Annotated in this window: 20 protein-coding genes; 13 read left to right on the forward strand and 7 right to left on the reverse strand. The window is 70.7% G+C overall.

The window, feature by feature from the left end; all coding sequences use genetic code 11:
• Positions 1-18: 18 nt before the first annotated feature.
• Positions 19-1,614 carry an MFS transporter gene (locus tag ACFWZ2_RS13280; protein WP_384545182.1) on the reverse strand — a complete coding sequence of 532 codons (1,596 nt, stop codon included), beginning with the start codon at positions 1,612-1,614 and terminating at the stop codon, positions 19-21.
• Positions 1,615-1,735: 121 nt separating this feature from the next.
• Here ACFWZ2_RS13280 and ACFWZ2_RS13285 point away from each other — a divergent pair, with 121 nt between their 5' ends.
• From ACFWZ2_RS13285 to ACFWZ2_RS13295, 3 genes are all read left to right on the forward strand, one after another.
• Entirely contained in the window at positions 1,736-2,683 is a 948-nt protein-coding gene (locus tag ACFWZ2_RS13285; RefSeq protein WP_384545183.1) for an AraC family transcriptional regulator, read from the forward strand.
• A gap of 60 nt (positions 2,684-2,743) precedes the next feature.
• On the forward strand, positions 2,744-3,268 hold the full coding sequence (locus ACFWZ2_RS13290) for a GNAT family N-acetyltransferase (RefSeq protein ID WP_384545184.1): 525 nt from the start codon (positions 2,744-2,746) through the stop codon (positions 3,266-3,268).
• 108 nt (positions 3,269-3,376) lie between these two features.
• Positions 3,377-3,796 (forward strand): DUF6086 family protein, encoded by a 420-nt coding sequence (locus ACFWZ2_RS13295; RefSeq protein ID WP_384545185.1) that lies wholly within the window; start codon positions 3,377-3,379, stop codon positions 3,794-3,796.
• 192 nt (positions 3,797-3,988) lie between these two features.
• Here ACFWZ2_RS13295 and ACFWZ2_RS13300 read toward each other — a convergent pair whose 3' ends face one another.
• On the reverse strand, positions 3,989-4,759 hold the full coding sequence (locus tag ACFWZ2_RS13300) for an SDR family oxidoreductase (RefSeq protein WP_384545186.1): 771 nt from the start codon (positions 4,757-4,759) through the stop codon (positions 3,989-3,991).
• A gap of 250 nt (positions 4,760-5,009) precedes the next feature.
• Here ACFWZ2_RS13300 and ACFWZ2_RS13305 point away from each other — a divergent pair, with 250 nt between their 5' ends.
• Positions 5,010-5,909, forward strand: coding sequence for a LysR family transcriptional regulator (locus tag ACFWZ2_RS13305; RefSeq protein ID WP_384545187.1), 900 nt, complete (start codon positions 5,010-5,012; stop codon positions 5,907-5,909).
• A 717-nt stretch (positions 5,910-6,626) separates the two neighbouring features.
• On the opposite strand, the gene ACFWZ2_RS13310 is transcribed toward ACFWZ2_RS13305, so the two are convergent.
• Positions 6,627-7,622, reverse strand: a complete 996-nt coding sequence (locus ACFWZ2_RS13310) for a hypothetical protein (RefSeq protein WP_384545188.1) — start codon at positions 7,620-7,622, stop codon at positions 6,627-6,629.
• Positions 7,623-7,660: 38 nt separating this feature from the next.
• Positions 7,661-8,554 carry an SGNH/GDSL hydrolase family protein gene (locus ACFWZ2_RS13315; protein WP_384545189.1) on the reverse strand — a complete coding sequence of 298 codons (894 nt, stop codon included), beginning with the start codon at positions 8,552-8,554 and terminating at the stop codon, positions 7,661-7,663.
• Positions 8,555-9,403: 849 nt separating this feature from the next.
• On the opposite strand from ACFWZ2_RS13315, the gene ACFWZ2_RS13320 reads away from it, so the two are divergent.
• From ACFWZ2_RS13320 to ACFWZ2_RS13350, 7 genes are all read left to right on the forward strand, one after another.
• Positions 9,404-9,886 carry an NADH-quinone oxidoreductase subunit B family protein gene (locus tag ACFWZ2_RS13320; protein WP_384545190.1) on the forward strand — a complete coding sequence of 161 codons (483 nt, stop codon included), beginning with the start codon at positions 9,404-9,406 and terminating at the stop codon, positions 9,884-9,886.
• Positions 9,883-12,003 carry a proton-conducting transporter membrane subunit gene (locus ACFWZ2_RS13325; protein WP_384545191.1) on the forward strand — a complete coding sequence of 707 codons (2,121 nt, stop codon included), beginning with the start codon at positions 9,883-9,885 and terminating at the stop codon, positions 12,001-12,003. Before ACFWZ2_RS13320 ends, ACFWZ2_RS13325 begins: the two co-directional genes overlap by 4 nt.
• On the forward strand, positions 12,000-12,959 hold the full coding sequence (locus tag ACFWZ2_RS13330; RefSeq protein WP_384545192.1) for a respiratory chain complex I subunit 1 family protein: 960 nt from the start codon (positions 12,000-12,002) through the stop codon (positions 12,957-12,959). The genes ACFWZ2_RS13325 and ACFWZ2_RS13330 overlap by 4 nt, the downstream gene beginning before the upstream one ends.
• Before the next feature lie 10 nt (positions 12,960-12,969).
• The gene (locus tag ACFWZ2_RS13335; protein WP_384545193.1) at positions 12,970-13,647 is read left to right on the forward strand and encodes a hypothetical protein; all 678 of its coding nucleotides are present in this window, start codon (positions 12,970-12,972) and stop codon (positions 13,645-13,647) included.
• Positions 13,647-15,281, forward strand: coding sequence for a proton-conducting transporter membrane subunit (locus ACFWZ2_RS13340; RefSeq protein WP_384545194.1), 1,635 nt, complete (start codon positions 13,647-13,649; stop codon positions 15,279-15,281). The genes ACFWZ2_RS13335 and ACFWZ2_RS13340 overlap by 1 nt, the downstream gene beginning before the upstream one ends.
• Positions 15,282-15,284: 3 nt before the next feature.
• Positions 15,285-16,784 carry an NADH-quinone oxidoreductase subunit C gene (locus ACFWZ2_RS13345; RefSeq protein WP_384545195.1) on the forward strand — a complete coding sequence of 500 codons (1,500 nt, stop codon included), beginning with the start codon at positions 15,285-15,287 and terminating at the stop codon, positions 16,782-16,784.
• Positions 16,785-16,894: 110 nt separating this feature from the next.
• Entirely contained in the window at positions 16,895-17,674 is a 780-nt protein-coding gene (locus ACFWZ2_RS13350) for an SDR family NAD(P)-dependent oxidoreductase (RefSeq protein ID WP_384545196.1), read from the forward strand.
• A 257-nt stretch (positions 17,675-17,931) separates the two neighbouring features.
• On the opposite strand, the gene ACFWZ2_RS13355 is transcribed toward ACFWZ2_RS13350, so the two are convergent.
• Positions 17,932-18,057 (reverse strand): hypothetical protein, encoded by a 126-nt coding sequence (locus ACFWZ2_RS13355; protein ID WP_384545197.1) that lies wholly within the window; start codon positions 18,055-18,057, stop codon positions 17,932-17,934.
• Positions 18,058-18,242: 185 nt separating this feature from the next.
• The gene (locus ACFWZ2_RS13360) at positions 18,243-19,811 is read right to left on the reverse strand and encodes an AMP-binding protein (protein ID WP_384545198.1); all 1,569 of its coding nucleotides are present in this window, start codon (positions 19,809-19,811) and stop codon (positions 18,243-18,245) included.
• A gap of 260 nt (positions 19,812-20,071) precedes the next feature.
• Between ACFWZ2_RS13360 and ACFWZ2_RS13365 the strand changes: the two genes are divergently transcribed.
• Positions 20,072-20,638, forward strand: coding sequence for a TetR/AcrR family transcriptional regulator (locus tag ACFWZ2_RS13365; protein ID WP_384545199.1), 567 nt, complete (start codon positions 20,072-20,074; stop codon positions 20,636-20,638).
• A gap of 66 nt (positions 20,639-20,704) precedes the next feature.
• On the opposite strand, the gene ACFWZ2_RS13370 is transcribed toward ACFWZ2_RS13365, so the two are convergent.
• Positions 20,705-21,268, reverse strand: a complete 564-nt coding sequence (locus tag ACFWZ2_RS13370) for a DUF4236 domain-containing protein (RefSeq protein ID WP_384545200.1) — start codon at positions 21,266-21,268, stop codon at positions 20,705-20,707.
• Between the two features lie 457 nt (positions 21,269-21,725).
• Here ACFWZ2_RS13370 and ACFWZ2_RS13375 point away from each other — a divergent pair, with 457 nt between their 5' ends.
• Positions 21,726-22,634, forward strand: coding sequence for an alpha/beta fold hydrolase (locus ACFWZ2_RS13375; RefSeq protein WP_384545201.1), 909 nt, complete (start codon positions 21,726-21,728; stop codon positions 22,632-22,634).
• Positions 22,635-22,736: the final 102 nt, after the last annotated feature.

Consider the following 22,736-nt stretch of genomic DNA (forward strand, 5'->3'; position numbering starts at 1 on the left):
ATACCGGCCAGCTCTTCGTCATAGACGTGGCTGTACGGACTCGTGTCCGACCGCCTCGTGGGCTGTCGGCTCCTGCAGGGCCGTCTTCGGGGCCGGGGGCCGCGGGGCGCCGGTGGGGGCGACTCGTCGTAGCAGCAGGAGTACGAACACGATCAGCGCGGCGGACAGCGCGCCGCTGATGAGCGCGGCGGCGTGCAGCCCGGAGGTGAGCGCGTCGCGGACGGCCGAGGCCATCGCCCGGCCCAGCTCTCCGGGAAGGCGCTCGGCTGTGGAGAGGCCGCCACCGAGGTTGTCGGCCGCCTGCGACACCACCCCGGTGGGAGCGTCCGCGGGGGCGTCGGCGTTCACCTGGCGTCGGTACACCGCGGCCACCACGCTGCCGGTGGCGGCGATACCGAAGGCGAGGCCGAGTTCGTACGCCGTCTGCCCGACCGAGGTCGCCTGACCGTTCTTGCCCGGCGGGGCCGCCGCGGCGGCAATGCCGGTGCCGAGAACGGTGATCGGGGCCAGCCCCAGCATCATGGCGGTTGCCGCGCCGACGGCCGGAACCGCTCCGGAGGCGTCGGACGGGAGCACGGACATCACGGCGAAGGCCGCTGTCGCGAGGGCGGCTCCCGCGGCGATCACGTGGGAGAGGCGGATCCGTCGCGTCAGTACGGGGGTGAGCTGTGCGCCCACGGCGAGACCGACGGCAGGAAACACCATGAGCAGGCCTGCCTGAAGGGGCGATGTCCCGGCGACGACCTGGAGGTACTGCGGCGTCAGATACTCCACGCCGTTCATCGCGGCAAGGCCGAAGAACATCAGCACCAGGGCGGCGGTGAACGTGCGGTTGGAGAAGAGCCGTACGTCCAACAGGGGTGCGGCGACGCGCCGTTGGCGTCGGAGGAACAGCGCACCGAAGACGAGCCCCGCGACCAGCGCCGCGAACGTCTCCGGCACGGGCCCGTACTCGCCCAGGCTCTTGATCGCGTAGACCAGCGGCAGTACGGCAAGCAGGAGCAGGGGAGCGCCGACCCAGTCGAGCGACCGGGCCCCGGGATTCACCTGCCGGGGTACGAGGGCCGGTGCGGCGACCAGAGCAAGGGCCGTGAACGGAACGGCGATCAGGAACACCGAGCCCCACCAGAAGTGCTCGAGCAGGATGCCGCTGACCACGGGGCCGATGGCGATGCCGCTCGACAGGGCCGTCACCCACAGCGCGATGGCCCGCGCCCGCCCGGCCGGATCGGTGAACATCTGGCTGATCAGCGACAGAGTGGCCGGGAGCACGGCCGCTCCGGCCGCACCGAGGATCGCCCGGGCCGCGATCAGCACCTCCGGTCCTGGCGCATAGGCGGCCATCACCGAAGCGAGCATGAAGACGGCGATGCCGGACATCAGGAGCCTGCGGTGTCCGAAGCGGTCGCCGAGGTTTCCCGCCAGGACCAGCAGGGAGGCGACGGCGAAGCCGTACACGTCGTTGATCCACAGCAGTTGTGTGCTGGACGGACCGAGGTCGGCCGCCAGTTCGGGCGTCGCCAGCCACAGGACTCCCAGGTCGACCGTCATCAGGAGCGTGGGCAGGAGGAGTACGACCAGGCCAACCCAGGGGCGGCGGACAGGTGTTGGCATCGGCGGAGTGGTGGGTGAAGTGGTGAGTGAAGTAGACACATCGGCCAGCCAACCGGTGATCGGTTGGACGGGCGATAATCGTGTGTCTGCGATCGATGCGCGTGCGTCTACGCTGTCCGGCATGGGAGACGCCCTTTCGAGCCTGCTGCGTGACATCCGCCCCACCGGTGCACTGTTCGACCAAACGGTTCTCAGCCCACCGTGGTCGCTACGGTTCGCCGAGGAGACGTCGTTGACCCTGCTGACCATGCTCAGCGGCGAGGCATGGGCGTCCCCCGACGACGGGCCCGCCGCACTGCTGCACACCGGGGACGTCGCGCTCGTCCGCGGTCCTGCCCCCTTCACCGTCGCCGACGACCCGGCCACAGCGCCCCAGGCCGTGGTGAACCCGTCGGGTGCCTGCGCCGCACCCGACGGTCAGACGCTCGCCGGTGGGCTGCCGGTGTGCCGCCCCGGCGGTCTCTCCGGCGATTCCGCCGTGCTCCTCAAGGTCACCTACGAGGTGGACGGTCAGATCGGGCGCCGCGTACTCGACGCGCTGCCCCGCCTCGCCCGCATCCCCGCGCTCCCCGAAGGCTGCCCCATCCTGGGCATGATCTCCGCGGAGGTCCCCGGAGACACCCCCGGACGGGACGTCATCCTCGACCGCCTGCTCGACCTGCTCCTCGTGTCCAGCCTGCGCGAATGGTTCAAGCTGCCCACCACCGATGCCCCCGCGTGGTACCGGGCGCAGACCGATCCGGTGGTCGGCCAGGCTCTCCGGTCCCTGCACGACGACCCCGCACACCCGTGGACCGTCGCACAGTTGGCGGCGCGGAGCGGGATCTCACGGGCCGCCTTCGCCCAGCGCTTCAGCCACCTCGTCGGCAGCCCGCCGATGACCTACCTCGCCGAGTGGCGCGTCTGCCAGGCCGCCGACCTGCTGGCGAGCAGCGACGCCACCGTCGCCGCCGTGGCGCGCCAGGTCGGCTACTCCAGCTCCTACGCGCTCAGCGCCGCCTTCAAGCGCACCCTCGGCATCCGCCCGACCGAACACCGTGACCGATCTCGGGGCCATGCCGCGGCCTGACGGGCGACGAAGGTGGCTCACGGCTGGGCCCACGGCAAGGCCGACATGCATCATGGCGAGATGCCTGAGCTGATAGATCCGACCCCCGACCTGCGGACGTCGTTCCTGGCAGCGGTAGCCGAGTTCCGCGCAGATCGCGACTATCCAACTCCCTGGTTCGTCAACGATGTTGACCCGCCTGCCCTGACGGACGCCACGGCCTTCACCGCCTACGTGACGCGCCTGCTCGGCGAACAGGACGAAGCAGCCGGGCGGGCCGAATGGTTCGTGCCGATGACTACGTTGTGGTGGGTCGAGGGCGACCAGATGCTCGGCAGACTGGCCATCCGCCATCGGCTGACACCGGCCCTGGAGAAGGTCGGCGGACACATCGGCTACGACGTTCGGCCCAGCGCGCGCCGCCAAGGGCACGCGACCGCGATGCTCGCCGCGGCCTTGCCCATCGCCCGCTCGCTCGGCATCGCAGAAGCCCTCCTGACCGTCGACGCGACGAACGTCGCCTCCCGGCGCGTGATCGAGACGAACGGGGGCCGATTCATCGACACGGTGGGCGAGAAATGCCGCTACCGGGTGACGACAACCTGATACGTGGAACGTACCGCGTCCTGGCTGGCAGGGTGCCGACGCCTGTACCGCGAGTGACTACCGCCCGGCCGACTACCCTCTCCCTGTGACCTGCAGAAAGATATCCCGGTGAGCCAGTACTACGACATGGGCGACCAGACCCTGTGGAACCCGTCCAACGGCGTCTCTCGGCTGTTCTCGGGCCAAGTAGCCCTCTACGAAGCCGAATTGGCTCTGCCGTCCGGCATCGGGCCGATGGAGGCCGACGAATGCCAGATCGATCCCACCGTTTTCAAGGGGTTCGTGGACGCCCTGCTGGCCTGGCACCGCAGAACCAGCCACGCCGTCGTGATCGCTCTGTCTGAAGGGTTCGTCGCCACGGTGCTGGTCCTGGCGGAGAGGGCTGGCATCGCGGTGGCCTGGAAGCCGACCGACCTCGCTGCGCGCGACGAGCTCAGGGACGTCCGGGCCCCGGATCCCGGTCAAGAACAGTGGGCGGCCGCCCTGCGCCAGAAGGCGCGCGAATTGGACCGGTTGATGGCTCGATGAGCACGGACGACGGGACAATCGGTCCGCACGATCGGCCTCCACTCCTGTGTCAGCGAGCGACAGCAGACACAGAAGCGAGCGACAGCAGACACAGAACGGCCCCGCCACCTGAGGCGACGGAACCGCGGGGCAAGCGGTGGCCTGCGAGCCGCCGACTGCGCACAGGCCACCCGTCCGGTCAGCCGCGGGATGTCACCGGGTGGTGAAGCCACCGTTGACGAAGAACACCTGGCCGTTGGCCCACCAGCCGTCGGTGAGGAGGAACTTCACCCATGGCGCGATCTGCTCGATCTTGGTGAGGTCGCCGTTCATCGACTGGGACTTCAGGTAGGTCACGGACTCGTCGGTTTCGGCCGGGTAGAAGAAGGGGGTGTCCATGGGGCCGGGGGCGATGGTGTTCACGGAGATGTTCCGGCCGAACAGTTCCTTGGACAGGGCGCGGGTGAAGTCCTCGACCGGCGCCTTGCTGCCCGCGTAGACGGAGTAGAGGCCGGTGTAGGCGGCCAGCAGTGAGGTGACGACGGTGAGGATCTTGCCGCCGTCCTCGGTGCGCTTGGCGGCCTCCTTCATCACGAGGAACGCGGCTTTGGAGTTGACCGCGAACATGCGGTCGTACTCCTCCGAAGTGACCTGTGACAGCGGCTTCTTGATGACCGTCCCGGCCGTGTTGACGCTCGCGTACAGGGAGCCGAACCGGTCCACGGCCTCGTCGAAGACGCGCTCGACCTGCTCGGGTTGGGTCAGGTCGCCCTGCAACGCGAACGCCTCGCCACCGGCCGCGGTGATGTCGTCGACGACCTGCTGGGCCTGTTTCGCGGAGGAGTAGCTGTTGTAGTGGACGGCGACGCGGGCCCCCGCGTCCGCGAGGGTGCGGCTGATCAGTGCGCCGAGATTGCGCGATGCGCCACCGACGAAGACGGCCTTGCCTTCGAGGGTGTGGGCGATGGGGGTGGCGGTGGCCATGTCGTACTCCTTGAGGGCGGGGCCTGTCGACGGGCCGGAGGCGCGGGCCGTCGAGGCGCGCCGAGGGATTCGGCGATGAGGGAGATCGCTCCGATTCTGCACCGCGCGAATGTGACGCAGGTAACAGGAGTTTGCTGGCCGGTCCACAGGCGATCGTTGTGGCCGGTCCACTGGTGCGTGCGTGCGCCCACAGCAGGTGAACCCGTGGCCATCCGATGCGAGAGGACCCCGACAACGAGACACTGCCGCGGTGGATCTGAACCTGAGACTCGTGCACGCCCTGCTGACCGTCGCGGAGGAAGGCAGCATCACCAAGGCGGCGGCGCGGATGCACCTCACCCAGCAGGCTGTGAGCGGGCAGATCCAGCAGTTGGAGAAGGTGGTCGGGACCACGCTGTTGCTGCGCACCGCGCAAGGGGTGGTGCCTTCTCCGGCCGGGCACGAAGTGGTCCAGCGTGGGCCCGCGCTGCTGGCGGCGGCACGAGCCATGGTGAGCGAGGCCCGGCTGGTCGGCGAGGGGCGCAGCGGGCGGCTGCGTATCGCCTTCAAGGCGCAGAGCACCGCGCACTTCATGCCGAATGTGGTGGCGGCGCTGGAGAAGGAGGCGCCCGGGATCGAGGTCGATGTGATGTCGGTGTCCACGCTCGCCGACGAACTCGACGCGCTGGCGGACGGCCGGGCCGACGCGGCGCTGCTGTGGCTGCCCGCGGGCGACGACCGGTTCGCGGCGGCGGAGGTCCTGGCCGAGGGCCGCGTCGTCGCACTGCCGCCGGACCACCGCCTGGCGGACCGGGACGCCGTCACGCTGGCCGACCTCGCCCAAGAGCCTGTGGTGGGCCCTCACCCGGTCATGCCGCCGGACGTGGTGCGGTTCTGGTATGTCGACCCGCGCCCCGACGGCTCGCCCGTCGTGTACGGGGCGCCGGCGCACACGCCCGAGGAGTGTCTGCAACTGGTGGCGGCGGGCCGGGGCATCTGGATCGCTCCGGCGTCCACCGCCGGGTACTTCACCCATCCTCGGCTCGCATGGGTGCCACTGACGGACGCGGATCCGTTCCGTCTCGCGGTGGCCTGGCGCCGCGAGTCCCCGCCCGCCCTGCTGACCTGTCTGGTGCGCAACTGCCGCCGCTGGGCAGGCGAGCCGGGCTGAGGCGAGACGAGAGCGCAGAGCTCCCGCGCGTCAAGGTGCCGCGTTGTAGAGCGCGGCGAGCCCGCCGTGGCGCCCGCGACATGGCGAGCTCGGTCGCGGGCGCCAGGGAGCTGCCGATGAGCGCGCGCACGAACGGATCGGTCTCGTCGTCCGGACGCGCAGGGCGGCCCGCTCCTCGCCGGTCAGCTGCCGCAGCAGGGCCCGCAGCCACAGAATGGCGTGCGGGGCCGGGCTGTTGGCGGGCTCGTCGAGCAGCAGCACCGATGGGTTCCCCGAGCAACGCCTCTGCGATCCCGGCGCGCTGCGCCATGCCTGGAGCGCGCCGATGCGTCGGCCCGCCGTCTCCTGGAGACCTATACGCTCCAGGACCCTGTCAACTCGCCCTGCCCGTCAGCCAATTCCCGCCGCCAGTCGACCAGCGGCCGCCCGTGGAGCCCTGCTCCGGCCGCCGCGCGCCAGACCGAGCATGAGCCGTACGGTGGTGGTCTTGCCCAAGCCATTGGCGCCGAGAAGGGCCGCGGCGGAACCCACGGACAGGATCCTCGCAACGCCGTCGACGACCAGGCGTCCGTGAAAGCTTCACTTTTCCCTGGGTTGAACCAATTGAGAGGCCCTGATCGCCCGCTCTCCGTCCCGTGGACATGATCCGGGATCCACTGGCTGCGGCCCACCGGAGAACCGGTGGGCCGCGCCTGTCGTTGCCTCCTCAGTGGCGCCTTACGGGCGCGACGGGTGCTCCCGGCGCCTGGACCAGCCGAACAGCAGTGCCCCGGCCCCCGTGAGGAGCACGGCGAGCCCGGCTCCCCACCAGCCGATGCCGTTGTTGCCGGTCGGCGGCAGCACCGGCGTGGGCGGCCGCACGATCGTGGTCGTGGTGCAGCCGGGTTCCGTGCCGATGACGCAGGTGCCGCCGGGTGCGGTGGTGGTGACCGCGTTGCGCAGCCTGCGGTCGCCCTTCGGCTTGGCGTCGACCGTCACCGAGTAGGTGACGGTCACCGACTCTCCGGCGGCCAGCGGACCGCTCCATGTGAGGCGGGAGCCGGATACGGCGATGGCGCCCGCGGTGGCGGTCGCGTCGCCGTTGTAGCGGGCGTCGTCGAGGACCCGCGTGAGGTTGTCGCGTACGACGGCGCGGTCGTATGCCGTCGCCCCGGTGTTGGTGATGGTCAGGGTGTAGGTGACCGTACCGCCGGGTTGGACCTTGGTGGACGGGGATGCCGTCTTGCGGAGGGTGAGGGACTGGACGGGTGTGGTGGTCGTGCACCGCGGGTCGATCGCGGCGCGTGCCGAGCGTCCCGAGCGGGGCATCGGCAGCGGGCAGTTGGTCTGGTCCGGACTGGTGACCTTGTTGCGCAGCTTCTTGTCGCCGCGCGGGGGCTTGGCGACCTTCACCGAGTAGGTGACGGTCGCGACGGCCCCGCCCGGCAGGTCGCCCGTCCAGGTCAGCCGGGGCCGGGCATAGCTCACCGTGCCCACGCCGGCCCGGGCGTCGCCGTTGTACGTGGCGTCGTCGAGGACTCCGCTCAGGTCGTCGGTGAAGGAGGCACCGGTGTAGTCGGCGTCGGTGCTCTTGTTGGTGACGGTGACGGTGTACGTCAGCGCGTCACCCGGCTTGGTGTCCCTCGGCGCGACGGTCTTCCAAGGCCGGAAGGAACCGGCCGCCGACTGGTACCTGCATCGGCCTGTAACAGCCGGTGGCCAGCTCCAGAACACCCCGAGCCACCCGGGCACAACGACCCGTCCGACAGGGTTCAGTCGAGGTTCAGCGCCTGGATGGTGTGCTCGGCCATCTTGGCCTCGCCCAAGGCGTTGGGGTGGACCGATGCGAGGCTGGCGTGCGGGACGACCGGTTCGATCCAGCGGGTGCCGACGGGCTTGCACGCGTCGTGGCCCTTCGATGCCGCGGCCATGTCGACGAACGTGGCACCGGACTCGGCGGCAGCCCGCTCGATGACCCGGTTGAGACGGGTCTCCAGGTCATGCAGGAAGGGGACGTCCCCGGAGGCGATCGGCATCCTGGCGAAGCAGGACGGGTCCGCCTTGGCGGGCAGGATCGACGGGTACCCGAGGATCGCCACGCGCGCCGCGGGGGCCTTGTGCCTGACCGCTCGCAGCGCGGCTGTGACGGCCGGTCCGGTCTTCGCCTCGACCGCCTGGGCGAGGCTGTCCTTGAAGATGTCCTTGCACGGGCTGCCCTGGCCGCCACTGAGCACGCCGGCCGCGCCGCAGGCCAGGACGGAGCTGATGAAGGTGTTGTTGTCGTTGCCGCCGATGGTCATCGTGACCAGCTTGGTGCCGGGCTTGACCGCGTCGAGCTGCGGGGCGACACCCGGGTACTGAGGGGTCGTGAAGTCCTTGGTCTGAGCCCCACCACAGGTGACGTCCTGGAGGTGGGCGCCGATGCGCTTGGCGATGACGTGGGGGTAGTTCGTCGTCGACCGGGCACACAGCAGCGGGGCTGCGGGGTCGAGGGGGAAGTTGCCGGAGGCCGCGCTGTAGCTGTCGCCGAGGGCGACGTAGGGCAGTGGCTCTGTGGCGGCGGCGGTGGCGGCCTCTGTGGCCGAGGCGGTGAGGCCGAGCACAGCCGTGGTGCCGACCGCGGCGAGGGCGCCGGTGAGGCGCCGTGCGGGGGCGCGCAGGTGCATCTGATTCTCCTTCACGTGAGTCGTGCGAGGAATCCGTGCGGGAGCCGCGCGGCCTTCGACGGGGGCGGAAGGTGCACACCCCGGGCCAAGGCGAGATGCGGCAGAAGTGCCGGACTGCTTCGAAGGTGCGAGGAGCGAAAGGCGTGACGAACCCGACGACGCGTGGGCTCAACGCCAACAACGATCCTGCTGTGGCAGGGGAGTTCAGCGATGCCATCTTGAAGTTACTGATGGGTTTGACTCTGAGTCAATACATCTGCCGGAGGCTTCTGACGCCGATCGCCGCGAGCTTGCTCCGGATTCCGCTTTGCCCTTTGCTGCCGCGCCCGGCGCGGGACTCTCGCGCAAGAGAGCGCAGCGGTGGCGCGCGTGTCGCCGTCGACGCACAGGCCGCCACCCGCGGGGAGTGCGGGCGGCGCCGCAGCGCGGGCTTCGCTCATCCGAACTGGCCGCGCTTGGGCGGTACTTGAGTCGACGGGCGGTGCACTTGGACCAGGCCACGCCTGGACCTCGCGGCGGCGTCATTCTCGCGCCAGCCTCCCTCACGGGACCTATGGAGTTGCTAATGTTGGCAATTCCTGAGTTCATCACCTGGTGTGCTGCCGCCGGACTCAGGAAGTCGGTGTTCACGTCCGGATTCTGAGTGGGTGGATGCGATGCGCCGTGGTCCGGCCGGGGCGGCCGTACTGGTCAGCGGCGGGAGGCGACCGCCTTGCCCGGCACGGTCCTGCTGGGCAAAGAATCACCAAGCAGGGCAAAGTGTGAGGAAAGTGCCGTAACTCCGCTGTCGGGGCCCTCTGTTAGCCGCCAGGGGAGGAGAGGTCTCGACAGGATTCGGGAAGGGCGTTCATGGGCCTGCTGCGCAAGATCCGCGATACCGGACGGGTGGCGGAGGAAGCTCCGCCGCTGATGGAGGGTGAACCGCCCCAGGGCGCCGGGGAGTTCGGTGGTTCCGTGCAGGTGCGCTGCGTGGACGCGGGTTCGTGCAACGGCTGTGAGATCGAGATCGCGGCGGCCTTCAACCCGGTGTACGACGCCGAGCGGTACGGGGCACGCCTGGTGGCCTCGCCCCGGCATGCGGACGTGGCGCTGGTGACCGGGCCCGTGACGCGGAACATGGCGGAACCGCTGCGGCGCACGGTCGCCGCGATGCCCGAGCCGCGCCTGGTGGTCGCGGTCGGGGACTGCGCGCTGAACTGCGGGGAATTCGCCGGTGGTTACGGGGTGGTGGGCGCCGTCGACGAGGTCGTGCCCGTGGATCTGCGCGTGCCAGGATGCCCGCCGGAGCCGCAGACGATCGTGGCCGCGCTGCGGAGGGTGACCGGCCGGTGAGCGTCATCCCGGCCGCCCTCGCCGCGGCCTCGGGCCTGGGGGTGGCCGGTGCGGTGGCCGGGCTCGTACTGCCGGGCCGGGCGCGGGCGCCGGTGGGCGGGGCATTGACGGCGGGGGTGGGGGTGGCCGGTGGTGCGTCGGGTGTGGCTGCACTGGGCGGCGAGCGGTGGGCGGCCCGGCTGCCCGGGGTGCTGCCGCTGGCCGGGGCGGATCTGGCGGTGGACGCGCTGTCGGGCCTGTTCATGGCGGTGGCCGGGGTCGTGGTCGCGGCGGTAGCCGTCTACGGGATCGGGTATGCGGGCGGGCACGGATCGCACAGATCGCACGGTTCTGGCTCGGACAGCTCTGGCCCTCACGGTTCTGGCTCCCGCGGCTTCGGCTCGCACGGCTCTGGCCCCCACGGCTTCGGCTCGCGCGGCGTGCAGGCGGTGCTTCCGCTCTTCGGGCTGACCTTGCTGCTTGTGCCGGTGGCCGCGTCCGTGTCGACGTTCCTGGCGCTGTGGGAACTGATGGCGCTCACCTCGCTGTTGCTCGTCCTGGCCGAACACCGCGCCCGCGCCTCGGTGCGGGTGGCGGGCGTCTGGTATGCGGTGATGACCCACCTGGGGCTCGTACTGCTCCTGGCAGGGCTGCTCGTCTACGCCGCAGGGGCCGGAGGCGAGAGCTTCGTGGCCCTGCGCGCGGGTGCCGGGCAGCTGCCCCCGGCGGTGCGCGGCCTGGTGTTCGTCCTGGCGGCGGTCGCGTTCACGTCCAAGGCGGGCCTGGTGCCCCTGCACGCCTGGCTGCCGCGTGCGCACCCCGAAGCGCCCAGCGCCGTCTCGGCGTTGATGAGCGCCGCCATGGTCAACCTCGGCGTCTACGGGCTCGTACGCGTCGGCTTCGACCTGCTCGGCGGGGGACCGGCCTGGTGGTGGCTCCTGGTGATGGCGCTGGGCGGCCTGTCGGCGGTGTACGGGATCCTGCAGGCCGCCATGGCCTCGGACCTCAAGCGCCTCCTGGCGTACTCGACCAGCGAGAACATGGGACTCGTCGTCCTCGGGACGGGGGCGGCGGGCCTGTTCGCGCACGCCGGGAACGGTGACCTCGCGGGGCTCGCGCTCGCGGCGGCGCTGCTGCACCTGGTCAACCACGCCGCTTTCAAGGCCCTGTTGTTCTGCGCGGCGGGCTCGGTGCTGCGGGCCACCGGCGAGCGGGATCTGGACCGGCTCGGCGGGCTGCGGGAGCGGATGCCGGTGACCGCCGGTCTTTTCGCGCTCGCCGCCCTGGGCGCGGTGGCCCTGCCGCCGGGCAACGGATTCATCAGCGAGTGGCTGCTGCTCCAGTCGACGATCCACGGGCTCGCGGTGCCCGGGGTGACCACCGTCCTTGTGCTGCCGCTCGCGGTCGCGGTGATCGCCCTGTCGGCGGGGCTCGCGGCAGCGGTCTTCGTCAAGGCGCTGGGCGTGGGGTTCTTCGCCCGCCCGCGCAGCCGGGCGGCCGCCGATGCCAAGGAGTCACCGCTGCCGATGCTCGCCGGGATGGGCCTGCTCGCGGCCCTGTGCGTGGCCCTCGCACTGGTGCCCGGACTCCTCGGCGGCGGCCTGGACCGCGCGGTCGCGGAGGCCGGGCTGAGCGGGGCGCGGCCGCTGTCGGGCGGCGGACTGCGCGTACGGCTCGACGAGGTGTCCGCGACGCTGTCGCCCCTGTGGGCGGTGGCCGCCCTCACCCTCGCCCTGGCCGGAGTGCTGGGGATCGTACGGCTGACGGCACGGCGCCGCGAGCGGCGCAGGAACGCGAAACTGTGGGACTGCGGCGGGGGTGCGCCGACACCGCGCATGGCCTATACGGCGACCTCGTTCGCCGAACCGCTGCAGCGGGTCTTCGACGACGTACTGGCTCCGGAGCAGGACGTGAACGTGACGCACGCCGGCGAATCGACGTATCTCGTGGAGCGGGTGCGCTTCCGCAACCGCGTGCCCGACCGTCTCGAACACCGCCTGTACCGGCCGGTCCTGGCCTTCCTCGCCGCGGCCGGGCAGTCGGCCAGACGCCTGGCGAACGGCAGCGTGCACCTCTACCTCGGCTATGGCTTCTTCGGCCTGATCACCGTCCTGGTCGTGCTGGTGGTGGGCTGGTGAACACGGCGACGGGATACGCGGCCGTCACGGCCCAGCTGGCCGCGGTGGGGGCGGGGGCTCCACTGCTCGCCGGGCTGATGCGGCAGACCCGGGCCCGGCTGGAAGGGCGGGCCGGGGCGGGCGTGCTCCAACCTTGGCGGGACGTACGCAAGTTGCTGCGCAAGGAGCCGATCACCCCGACCGGCACGGGGCCCGCCTTCCGCTGGGCGCCGCCCCTCCTGGTCGCCACCACGCTGGTCCTGAGCGCACTGGTGCCGCTGGTGTCCACGCGTACGCCGGTCAGTGACCGGGCCGACCTCATCCTGGTGGTGGGGCTCCTGGCCCTGGGCACCCTTGCTCTCGCCCTCGCCGGGCTCGACACGGGAACAGCTTTCGGCGGCATGGGGGCATCGCGCGAGATGACGATCGCGGCCCTGGTCGAACCGACCATCCTGATGTCGGTGTTCGCGCTGTCGATACCGGCCGGTTCGACCAATCTGCCGGTCATCGTCGCCGGTGCGGTCGACGAGCCGGCCCGCCTCACATCGCCGGCCGGTCTCCTCGCCGTCGCCGCGCTCGCGGTGGCGGTGCTCGCCGAGACCGGACGCCTGCCGGTGGACAATCCGTCCACGCACCTGGAGCTGACCATGGTGCACGAGGCGATGGTCCTGGAGTACGCGGGCCCCGACCTGGCGCTCGTCGAGTACGGCTCGCAGCTGCGCCTTACCGTGCTGCTCGGCCTGTTGGCGTCGCTGTTCGCGCCGTGGGGCATCGCCACGGGCGCCGCCTCCCTCGCGGCGGTGCTGCTCGCCCTTGTCCTGCTCGTCCTCAAGGTCGCACTCCTTGGGATGGTCCTTGCCGCGGCCGAGGTGTTCTGGGCGAAGCTGCGCCTGTTCCGGGTCCCCGAACTGCTCGCCGGGTCCTTCCTGTTGGCGCTGCTCGCCGTGACCGCCTCGTACTTCCTGAGCGGAGAGTGAGGGCGTCGTCATGAGCGAGAGCCTGTTCACCCAGCTCCTCGACCTGGCCTGCGGGGCCTTCCTGCTGGCCGCGGTCGTGGTGCTGTGGCGGCGTGAACTCGCCGCCATCGTGCGGGTCTTCGCCCTGCAGGGCGTCGCGCTCGCGGCCATCGCCGTACTCCTCGGTGTGCACGAGGAGCGGTGGGACGTGGTCGGCGTCGGGGTCGGGATCGGACTCCTGCGGGCCGCTCTGCTGCCGTACCTGATCCGCCGCGCCCTGATCGCCCTGGTCGCCGGGCGCGCGCACGACGAGGCCCGTGAGACCCAGCCGGTCGTCAACGTCGCCGCCTCGCTGCTGACCGCCGCCGCGCTGACCCTGCTCGCCTATGCGGTGGCCCGCCCGCTGGTCGAACTGGATCCGACCCCGGCGACGCGGGCGCTGCCGGTGGGGATCGCGGTCCTGCTGATCGGCTTCTTCGTCCTGGTCACGCGCCGCAGAGCCCTGGCACAGGTGGTCGGCTTCCTGCTCCTCGACAACGGCATCACCGCCACCGCCTTCCTCGCCGCCTCCGGAGTGCCGCTGATCGTCGAACTCGGCGTCTCCTTCGACGTGTTGCTCGCCGTACTCGTACTGCAGCTGCTCACGGCCCGGATGCGCGAGGCGTTCGGCACCACCGACATCGACGACCTGAGGGAGCTGCGCGACTGATGAACACCACCGTCACCAGCACGCTCCTGACCCTGCCGACCGCCGTGCCGCTGGCCGTCGCCGGGGCGTACGCGCTCACAGGGAGTCGGCAGGCCCGGCAGGCCGCCATGGTGCCCACGGCCGGGGAACTGGTCCCGGCCGCGGCGACCGGAGCGGGCCTCCCCCCGATCGCGGTCGCCGAGGAGCCGGAGCCGGGGAAAGCCGCCGAGGAGCCGGAGTCGGGGAAAGGGGACCCGGAGCCGCCGACGCGCGGCTGGGGCGGGCTCGTTTCCCCCGCGGTCATCTTGGCGTGTGGTGGCCTGCTCGCCGCCCGGGTGCTGAGCGAGGGCGCCGTGTCCGCGTACGCGGGACTCCTTCGCGCCGACGCGCTGACCGCCTGGATGCTGCTGGTGATCGGCGCGGTCGCCTTCGTGGCCTGCGCGTCGACTCCCGCGCATCTGGCGGGCGAACGGGCGGCCGGGCGCGCCACCGGGCAGACCGCATGGCGCCTGCACCTGCTGATCCACGCGTTCCTGGCCGCGATGTGCCTGGCGGTGGTGACCGCGAACCTCGGCGTGCTGTGGGTGGCCATCGAGGCCACCACCATCGTCACCGCCTTCCTGGTCGGCCACCGCCGCACCCGCGCCTCCGTCGAGGCCGCGTGGAAGTACGTGGTGATCTGTTCGGCCGGGATCGGCCTGGCCTTCCTCGGCACCGTGCTGATCTACTACGCCGCCCGGCAGGCGGGCATCTCCGAGACATGGGCGCTGGACTGGCCCACCCTGGTGGCACGGGCCGACCGGCTGGACCCCGCGGTCACCCGCCTCGGCATCGCCCTCGTCGTCCTCGGCTTCGGCGCCAAGGCCGGACTGGTTCCGCTGCACGCCTGGCTGCCGGACGCCCACAGCCAGGCTCCCGCCCCCGTCTCCGCGCTGATGTCCGGCGTCCTGCTGTCCGTCGCCTTCGGCGCGGTGCTGCGCTTCAAGGCCATCGCGGACGCCGCCCTGGGCGGCGACTTCACGCGGGCTCTGCTGACCGCGATCGCACTGCTCACCCTCGCCCTGGCCGCCGCCCTCCTGCTCGCCCAGCGCGACTACAAGCGCATGCTGGCCTACTCGTCCATGGAACACATGAGCCTGATCGCCCTGGGTGCGGCCATCGGCAGCCCGCTCGCCCTCTCGGCCGCGCTGCTGCACATCGCCGGGCACGGCCTCGCCAAGTCCGTCGCGTTCTGCGGCGCAGGCCGCGTCCTCCAGCTGACCGGCACCGCACGGATCGGCCGGGTGCGCGGCCTGTTCGCCCGTTCCCCCTGGCTCGGTGCCTGCCTCGGCGCGGCTGTCGTGGCCCTGCTCGGCTTCCCGCCCTTCAGCCTCTTCGCCTCCGAACTCGCCCTCGCACGCGCCGGATTCGCGGACGGGATGGGCTGGCCCATGGCGGCGGCCCTGCTCCTCGTCCTGATCGCCTTCGCCGCCATCGCCGCCCGCACGGCCCGGATGCTCCTGGGCCCCGCACCCACTCCCCGTACGCCCGACGAAGCCCCCGCCGCGCTGTGGCCGCTGCTGACGGGGCTCACCGCCTGCGCCGCACTCGGCATCGCCACCGGCCCCCTCGGCGACCTGCTGACCCACGCCGCCACCGTCCTGGAAGGCCACTGACCGATGCGCACCGTGTACGAACTGGGCGCCGGCGAACTGCCCGAACGGGTCGAGGCGCTGCTCCGCGAGGGACACCGACTTGCGCTGGTGGCCGCCCACCACGACCCGGACGCCATCCGCGTCGTCCACCTCTTCGTCTCCGGCCCGCCCGACACCCGTATCGAACTCCACGTACGCCTCGATCCCGACCGGCCCGAGATCCCGACCCTGGCCCAACTCTCCTTCCCCGCAGGCCGGTTCGAGCGCGAGATGCGCGATCTGCACGGCGTCGTCCCCCTCGACCACCCGCTGCCCCGACGCCTGGTGCGCCACTTCCACTGGCCGCGCGGCTGGTACCCCATGCGCCCCGACGCGGGAGCCCCACCGCCCTTCGGCGAACAGGAAGGCCCCTACCCCTTCTTCGAGGTCGAGGGCGACGGGGTGTACGAGATCCCGGTCGGCCCCGTCCACGCCGGGCTCATCGAACCCGGCCACTTCCGCTTCTCCGTCGTCGGCGAGACCATCCTCAAGCTCAAGGCCCGCCTGTGGTTCGTCCACAAGGGCATCGAGAAGCTCTTCCAGGGCCGCTCCATCGCCGCCGGACTGCCGCTGGCCGAACGCATCAGCGGCGACACGGCAGTCGGCCACGCCCTCGCCTACTGCCAGGCCGTCGAAGAAGCCACCGCCACCCTTGTCCCCGCCCGCGCCCAGCAGGCCCGCGCCCTCCTCCTCGAACTCGAACGTGTCCACAACCACGTCGCCGACCTGGGCATGCTCTGCAACGACGTCGGCCACGGCATCCTCAACGCCCACGCCCAGCGCGTCCGCGAACACCTCCTGCGCCTGAACCAGGACACCACCGGCCACCGACTGCTGCGCGGCGGCGTCGTCCCGGGCGGCGCCGCCCTGCGCACACTGCCCGATCCGCGCCGACTGACGGAGATCGGCGCCGACATCCGCGAGATCACCGACCTCGCCCTGGGCCACTCCACCGTCCGCGACCGCTTCACCAACACCGCCGTGCTCAGCACCCGGGCCGCGCGCGACATCGGCTGTCTCGGCTATGTCGCGCGGGCCAGCGGCCTGGACGGCGATGCCCGCATCGCCCATCCCTTCTTCGCCTACGACGCACAGCTCGACATCCCGGTCCATGACACCGGCGACGTCCTGGCCCGCTTCCTGGTCCGCGCGGAGGAGATCGACACGTCCCTCGCACTCATCAAGCACCTGGCCGACGGCCTGGCCCCGGGCGCCGCCCTCGCCCCCGCGGTGCCGACCCTGGGCCCGGGTATGGGCACGGGCACGGGTATGGGCACGGGTGTGGGCCTGGTCGAAGGCTGGCGCGGCACCATCGCCACCCGCGTCGAGCTCGCCCCCGACGGCACCCTGGCCCGCGTCAAGCCGGTCGACCCGTCCTTCTTCAACTGGCCTGCTCTGCCGGTCGCGTTGGCGGACACGATCGTCCCGGACTTTCCGCTGACGAACAAGAGCTTCAACCTCTCGTACGCAGGCAACGACCTGTGACGCTTCGATCCTCCGTTCCGACACAGCCCACAACTGGGCCCTTGCAGGCGCTGGTTAGGCTGAATCGTTCCCGGATCCGGCCGGGGGCATGACGAGGGAATGAGGCGATCGTGGGCGAACTGGACGGCAGGACCGCGCTGGTGACGGGCGGCTCGCGCGGGATCGGGCGCGCGGTCGCCCTGCGGCTCGCCGCCGAGGGGGCGCTGGTCGCGGTCCACTACGGCGGCAACGACGCGGCCGCCGCGCAGACCGTGGCGAAGATCGCCGAGAGCGGCGGCCGGGCGTTCGCGGTGCAGGCCCGCTTCGGCGAGAGAGGTGCGGTGGACCGGTTGTTCGAGGGGCTCGCCGCCGGACTGGCGGACCACGACGCGGACGGCCTGGACATCCTGGTCAACAACGCGGGCATCCACTCCACGACGTCGATCGGCAAGCTCACCGAGGAGGAGTTCGAGCAGCTGCTGGCGATCAACGTGAGTACGCCGGTCTTCGTGGTCCAGCGGGCGCTGCCGCTGCTGCGGGACGGCGGACGGATCGTCAACATGGGCTCCGCGGCCACCCGGATCGCGAACCCCCTCCAGATCGGCTACACCGTCACCAAGGCGGCGCTGGCGGCGCTCGGCCCGTCGCTCGCCAACGAGCTGGGCCGGCGCGGGATCACCGTGAACACGGTCGAGCCCGGGGTGGTGCTGACCGACATCATCGCCCCCTACGCCGCTGTCCCCGAGGCTCTCGCCGGACTTGAGTCGATCACCGCGCTCGGACGGATCGGCGAGCCGGAGGACGTCGCGGACGTCGTGGGCTTCCTCTCGGGGCCGCAGGGGCGCTGGGTGACCGGCCAGACCATCGACGTTTCCGGCGGTACCTACCTCGGACCGATCACGGCTGAGTGATCCGCCAGGAGCGTAGCCCCGAAATACCGTGCACTCCACTAATCTCTGACTTGTCACGTGGGAAGCTTGGCCAGGCAGGCGGCGAAGTTGGACTGTGACACCAAAACTCCCGCCCCATAGCTGTCGAGGGGCTGTGCTGCGGGGCCGGGGGCGCGAAGCACGCGGGCCCCGCTCCAGGTGTGGAGCGGAGCCCGTGGGGGAGCGGCGCCGATTGAGCTGCCGCTTCCCGGGGTCTTAGGGGGACCCCGGGAAGCGGCTTACAGCAGCGGCAGGGTCGCGTCCACGAGCTTGGCCGCCACCGCGGACACAAAACTGGCGATGACGATCAGCGTCAGATCGCGACGACCGAGCCGTCGGCACCATTCCGCCATGTGCTTGCGCATCAGAGTCCTCCTTCTTGATGTCCCGTACCTGGTTGGCCGGTGACGTGGGGTGTTCAGGAGGATCCGTGCCTGGGCACGATCAAAGGCTACGGCGAATCCACGTGTCTCAGGCGGCAGTTGGGGAAATGTACGGCCTGCCAGCCGACTTCAGGTCAGTGCCCGGCCGGTCGCGTCACGCGGCGGTGTCACTTGCCGGACCGCACGGCGACGTGGCGAACGGCCTGTTCCCGCGCGGCGCGCGAGCGCAGCAGCTTCTTGTCCGGCTTGCCCGCACCGGTCAGCGGCAGTGCGTCGACGAAGGTGATGTGCGCCGGTTCGTACAGCGCGCCCCGTTGTTCGCGGACCATGGCCCGCAGCTCGTCCGCGTCCGTCCCGGCCTCCGGGGTCCGCACCACCACCGCGTGCACCTGCTCGGCGCGGTCGCTGTCGTGCACTCCGAAGACTGCGCTCTGGCGTACCTGGGGGTGGGAATTGAGCAGGTCCTCCAGCTCGGTGGTGTAGATGTGACCGCCGACCACGACGATCATGTCCTTGATCCGGTCGACGATGGTCAAGTACCCCTCGTCGTCCAGGAATCCGACGTCACCGGTGTGCAGCCAGCCGTCCCGCAGTACCTCGGCGGTCAGTTCGGGCTGCTTCCAGTAGCCCTGCATGACGTGCCGGGACCGCACGCAGATCTCGCCGTGCTCACCATGGGGGAGGTCGTGGCCGTCCGCGTCACGGACGGCCACCTCGACCCCGTCGAGGACCCTGCCCGCGGAGCGCAGTCGCTCGGGGCGGTCCAGGTCGTGGTCCCCGGGCCCGAGGACACTGATGCTGCCGGACTCCGTCTGGCCGTAGCCCTGCAGGAGGACGGGGCCGAAGCGGTGGATCGCGTCGGCGACGCGGGCCGGGGACGCCTGGCAGCCGCCGTAGATCAGTTGACGCAGGCTCGAGGTGTCGGTGCGGTCCGCGTCAGGGTGGTCCACGAGCCGGTACAGCAGGGGCGGCAGTACGTAGAGGTGGGTGATGCGCTCACGTTCGATCATGGCGAGCACCTCGCCCGGGTCGAAGTCTTCCAGCAGCACGACCGTGCCGCCCTCGGCCAGTAGGTAGTCGGTGACCAGACCGGCGGCGTGCGCGAGGGTGGTGCACACCAACTGCCGGGGTTTGCCGGTGTCTTCCGCGCCGAACCTGCGCCGCATCCGGCCGGCTCTCTCGAAGCTGGTGCAGATGCCCTTGGGGTGGCCGGTGGTGCCCCCGGTGTGGCGGATGGAGCAGATGTCCTGAGGGCGGGCCAGCCCCGGCATCGGCTCCGCGGACTCGGCGGCGGCCAGTTCCAGCAGGTCGGTGCCGAGATCGCTCACGCCGAGGGTCAGGACGTGCGGGGGCGGAGCCAGGGCGATGATCTCGGCGGCCCGTTCCGCGCAGGCAGGGTCCACGATCAGCGCGCGGGTCTCCACATCGCGCACGATGGCCGCCTGGGAGTCGGCGGAGAGTTTGTCGTAGAGGTGGTTGACCTGGCAGCCCAGCAGGTTGGCGGCGTATCGGGCGGCCAGGACTTCGGGGAGATTGCCGCTGAGCAGCGTGACCGTCTGCTTGCGCTCCAGGCCCAGGGCACGCAGCGCACGTGCAAGGCGGTGGACCAGATCATGGAACGCACCGGCAGTGATGCGCCGCCCTTGGTGGACCAGCACCTCTTGTGTGGGAGCGGCCGCGAGAGAGTCCAGGATGTCGTCCACGAACGATCGGAAGGGCGGGGGAACAGGGGGCATGCCGAATTCCTTCTGATGTGGGTTGCCAGGTCCTGGCGCGCTCGCACGGAACGAACGGCGAACTCACCGGCGGGCCCCGGCGTCCGCCGCCGCGGACTGATGTCCTGTCAACTTGCCGTGCCCTGGCGGCAGTTCGCGACCGCGGCAGGGGCCGCTCGCTCCGTCGGCGGCGGCACTACGGACAAGCTAGGTTGCCTAATGACATTAGGCAAATGCATAATTTGATTAGAGCTTGGGTGGAGGCGTTGAAGGGGGCAGTGATGGCAGGAGCGCGCGCAGGTCTCACCACGGAACGGGTGGTGCGGGCAGGGGTGGAACTGGCCGACGAGATCGGCTTCGACCGTGTGACCCCGACGGAGCTTGCACGGCGGTGCGGCGTCAAGACGGCGAGTCTGTACGCGCACATCAAGAACTTCCAGGACCTCAGGACTCGGATTGCCCTGTTCGCCCTGGAAGAGCTCGCCGACCAGGCCTCGGCCGCCCTGGCGGGGCGGGCCGGGAAGGACGCCTTGGCCGCGTTCGCCGACGTCTGCCGTGACTACGCCCGAAAGCACCCCGGCCGATACGCCGCCACCCAGCTCCGGCTCGCCCCGGACGCCGCCGCCGACAGCGCGGCCCTCCGTCATTCCCGGATGCTCCGGGCCATCCTGCGTGGCTACGGCCTCGGCGAGCCCGAACAGGCGCACGCCGTCCGCCTACTGGGCAGCGTCCTGCACGGCTACATCAGCCTGGAGGCGGCCGGCAGCTTCAGCCACAGTGCCCCGGACACCCAGGAATCCTGGTCCTGGATCCTCGATCGCCTCGACAGCCTGCTGACGACCTGCTGACGACCTGCGCTGGCGGCGAATGACGTCGACGCGGTGGGCATCCTGTCCCGGATTCCTCAGGCACCGTCACCGCAACTGCTTGTTGAATTTCTTGGCCCTGCTGATGACCTCACCGCGAGCCATCATCCCCACGCCGTGCTCCTTGAGTTGGGCGTCGACGTGCCGCGGCTTCATGCCCTCGCGCAGCATCTTCGCGGCGCCACGGGCCAGTTCGTCCAGTTCCTGCTCCTTGGCCGCCTCGGCGTTCTTCTTGGCTGTCTTCTTGGCCTCGCTCTTGAGGTACTTGTCCGCCTCCCGGACGGCGCCGAGAAGGTAGCGGTCGGTGAGACCCTGTTCCTGGAGCTGGGACATCAGCTCCTCTGCCGTGAACCCGTTGTCGCGCATCTGCTGTACGGCCGTGCGGTAAAGCGTGCGGTAATCCGCTTCAAGCGACTGCTTCTCCGCCGTCAGGTCACTGCTCACCGGGGCAGGCGTGGTCGGCGACTTCTTCGGGCGTTTCCAGGCCGACGTATGGCTGAGGCCGGTTCCCGGGACGGACACAGTGGTCTGCACACGGCCGTCGGCGCGCTTGGTGACACGGGCACCCGGGACGCCCGCCGACATCCCGATGCCCGACTTGGACGCGGTCACACGGACCGTACACCGCTGCCATGACGGTCACCCTGTGGAGCGGAGCCGGCCTGCTCGCCCTGGCCTTCTTCACCGCCTTCCTCCTGCCGGGCCCCGGGCCCGACCGGAACCGCTGACGCTCTCCACAGGCTCCGAAACGGGCCAGAGGATCCGTCTTTGCCACCGTTCCGGCGCGGCAGTCGCGGAGGACCTGGACAGGACTCGGACACTGTGTCGGTCGTGGCCGGGACGGCCGTCGGCAGTGAACCGGCGTGGGTGCTCGCGGGTTCGGCGACGGATTGATGCCGGCCGGGGATGGGCATGATGCGCCAGAAGATCTCGATCGGGGGCCCGTTGGGAGGGCGTCCGGCGGGGTTCCCGCTCCCTTGTCCTGGAGGCGCTCGTGTCACCGTCGGCTCAGCCCTCAGTCGCTCACCGAGTCGTGTCCTCGCCTGCCGGCCGGACTCACCTCGTCGAGATGGGCAGCGGCCCTCTCGTCCTGTTCGTCCATGGGTTTCCCGAGACCTGGTACTCCTGGCGGCATCAGTTGCCGGTCGTGGCCGAGGCGGGCTACCGGGCGGTCGCCATCGACGTGCGCGGCTACGGGCGTTCCTCGAAGCCGGTTGAGCAGGACGCGTACCGGATCGGGGCGTTGGCGGCCGACAATCACGCCGTCGTGACGGCTCTGGGCGAGGAGACGGCCGTCATCGTCGGGCACGACTGGGGCGCGCCCATCGCCACGGCCTCCGCCTTGTCGTACCCGGAGACCTTCCGTGCCGTGGCCCTGCTGAGCGTGCCGTACGTACCGCCTGCGGACATCAGACTCACCGAGGCCCTGGCCCCCTTGGCCCAGGACGGCGAGTTCTACCTGGACTACTTTCAGCAGCCCGGCCGGGCCGAAGCCGAGATCGAACCCGATGTGCGCGGCTGGCTGGCCGGTTGCTACGCGGCCCTGGGCGCCGAGGGCATGGGAGATCCCGGCTGCCCGGATCCGTTCACGATCCCGCCGGGCGCCCGGATGCGCGACCGCTTTCCCGCCGGGCCGCTGCCCGACTGGCTCTCCGAGGCCGATCTGGACTGCTACGCCGCCGAGTTCGAGCGCACCGGACTGACCGGAGGGCTCAACCGCTACCGGTCCATGGACCGTGATGGCCAGGATCTGCGCGAGTACCACGGCGCCCCGTTGGTCCAGCCTTCCCTGTTCATCGGCGGAAGCCTGGACGGGCCGACCCAGTGGTTCGGTGAGGCGATCGCCGCGTTCCCGACGACCATGCCCGCGCTGACCGCGTCACACATCCTCGACGGCTGCGGCCACTGGGTGCAGCAGGAGCGTCCGAAGGAGACCAACTCCCTTCTCCTTGACTGGCTCGCAGCCCTGCCCTCATGACCCTAAAGCCCGTTTCGCCAGGCTTTATTGGGTTTTTTGATGTGTTCATTATCATGGCACCATGTGGAATCCCATGAGCAAGTTGTGAGAATTACCTGAAGA

This window comes from Streptomyces sp. NPDC059002, assembly GCF_042740435.1.
Classification (GTDB): Bacteria; Actinomycetota; Actinomycetes; order Streptomycetales; family Streptomycetaceae; genus Streptomyces.

Coding starts and splice junctions, on each gene's coding strand:
- ACFWZ2_RS13280 (WP_384545182.1), bottom strand. CDS start 1,614: ATGCCAACACCTGTCCGCCGCCCCTGGGTTGGCCTGGTCGTACTCCTC.
- ACFWZ2_RS13285 (WP_384545183.1), top strand. CDS start 1,736: ATGGGAGACGCCCTTTCGAGCCTGCTGCGTGACATCCGCCCCACCGGT.
- ACFWZ2_RS13290 (WP_384545184.1), top strand. CDS start 2,744: ATGCCTGAGCTGATAGATCCGACCCCCGACCTGCGGACGTCGTTCCTG.
- ACFWZ2_RS13300 (WP_384545186.1), bottom strand. CDS start 4,759: ATGGCCACCGCCACCCCCATCGCCCACACCCTCGAAGGCAAGGCCGTC.
- ACFWZ2_RS13315 (WP_384545189.1), bottom strand. CDS start 8,554: ATGCACCTGCGCGCCCCCGCACGGCGCCTCACCGGCGCCCTCGCCGCG.
- ACFWZ2_RS13320 (WP_384545190.1), top strand. CDS start 9,404: ATGGGCCTGCTGCGCAAGATCCGCGATACCGGACGGGTGGCGGAGGAA.
- ACFWZ2_RS13335 (WP_384545193.1), top strand. CDS start 12,970: ATGAGCGAGAGCCTGTTCACCCAGCTCCTCGACCTGGCCTGCGGGGCC.
- ACFWZ2_RS13340 (WP_384545194.1), top strand. CDS start 13,647: ATGAACACCACCGTCACCAGCACGCTCCTGACCCTGCCGACCGCCGTG.
- ACFWZ2_RS13345 (WP_384545195.1), top strand. CDS start 15,285: ATGCGCACCGTGTACGAACTGGGCGCCGGCGAACTGCCCGAACGGGTC.
- ACFWZ2_RS13355 (WP_384545197.1), bottom strand. CDS start 18,057: ATGCGCAAGCACATGGCGGAATGGTGCCGACGGCTCGGTCGTCGCGAT.
- ACFWZ2_RS13360 (WP_384545198.1), bottom strand. CDS start 19,811: ATGCCCCCTGTTCCCCCGCCCTTCCGATCGTTCGTGGACGACATCCTG.
- ACFWZ2_RS13365 (WP_384545199.1), top strand. CDS start 20,072: ATGGCAGGAGCGCGCGCAGGTCTCACCACGGAACGGGTGGTGCGGGCA.
- ACFWZ2_RS13375 (WP_384545201.1), top strand. CDS start 21,726: ATGGGCAGCGGCCCTCTCGTCCTGTTCGTCCATGGGTTTCCCGAGACC.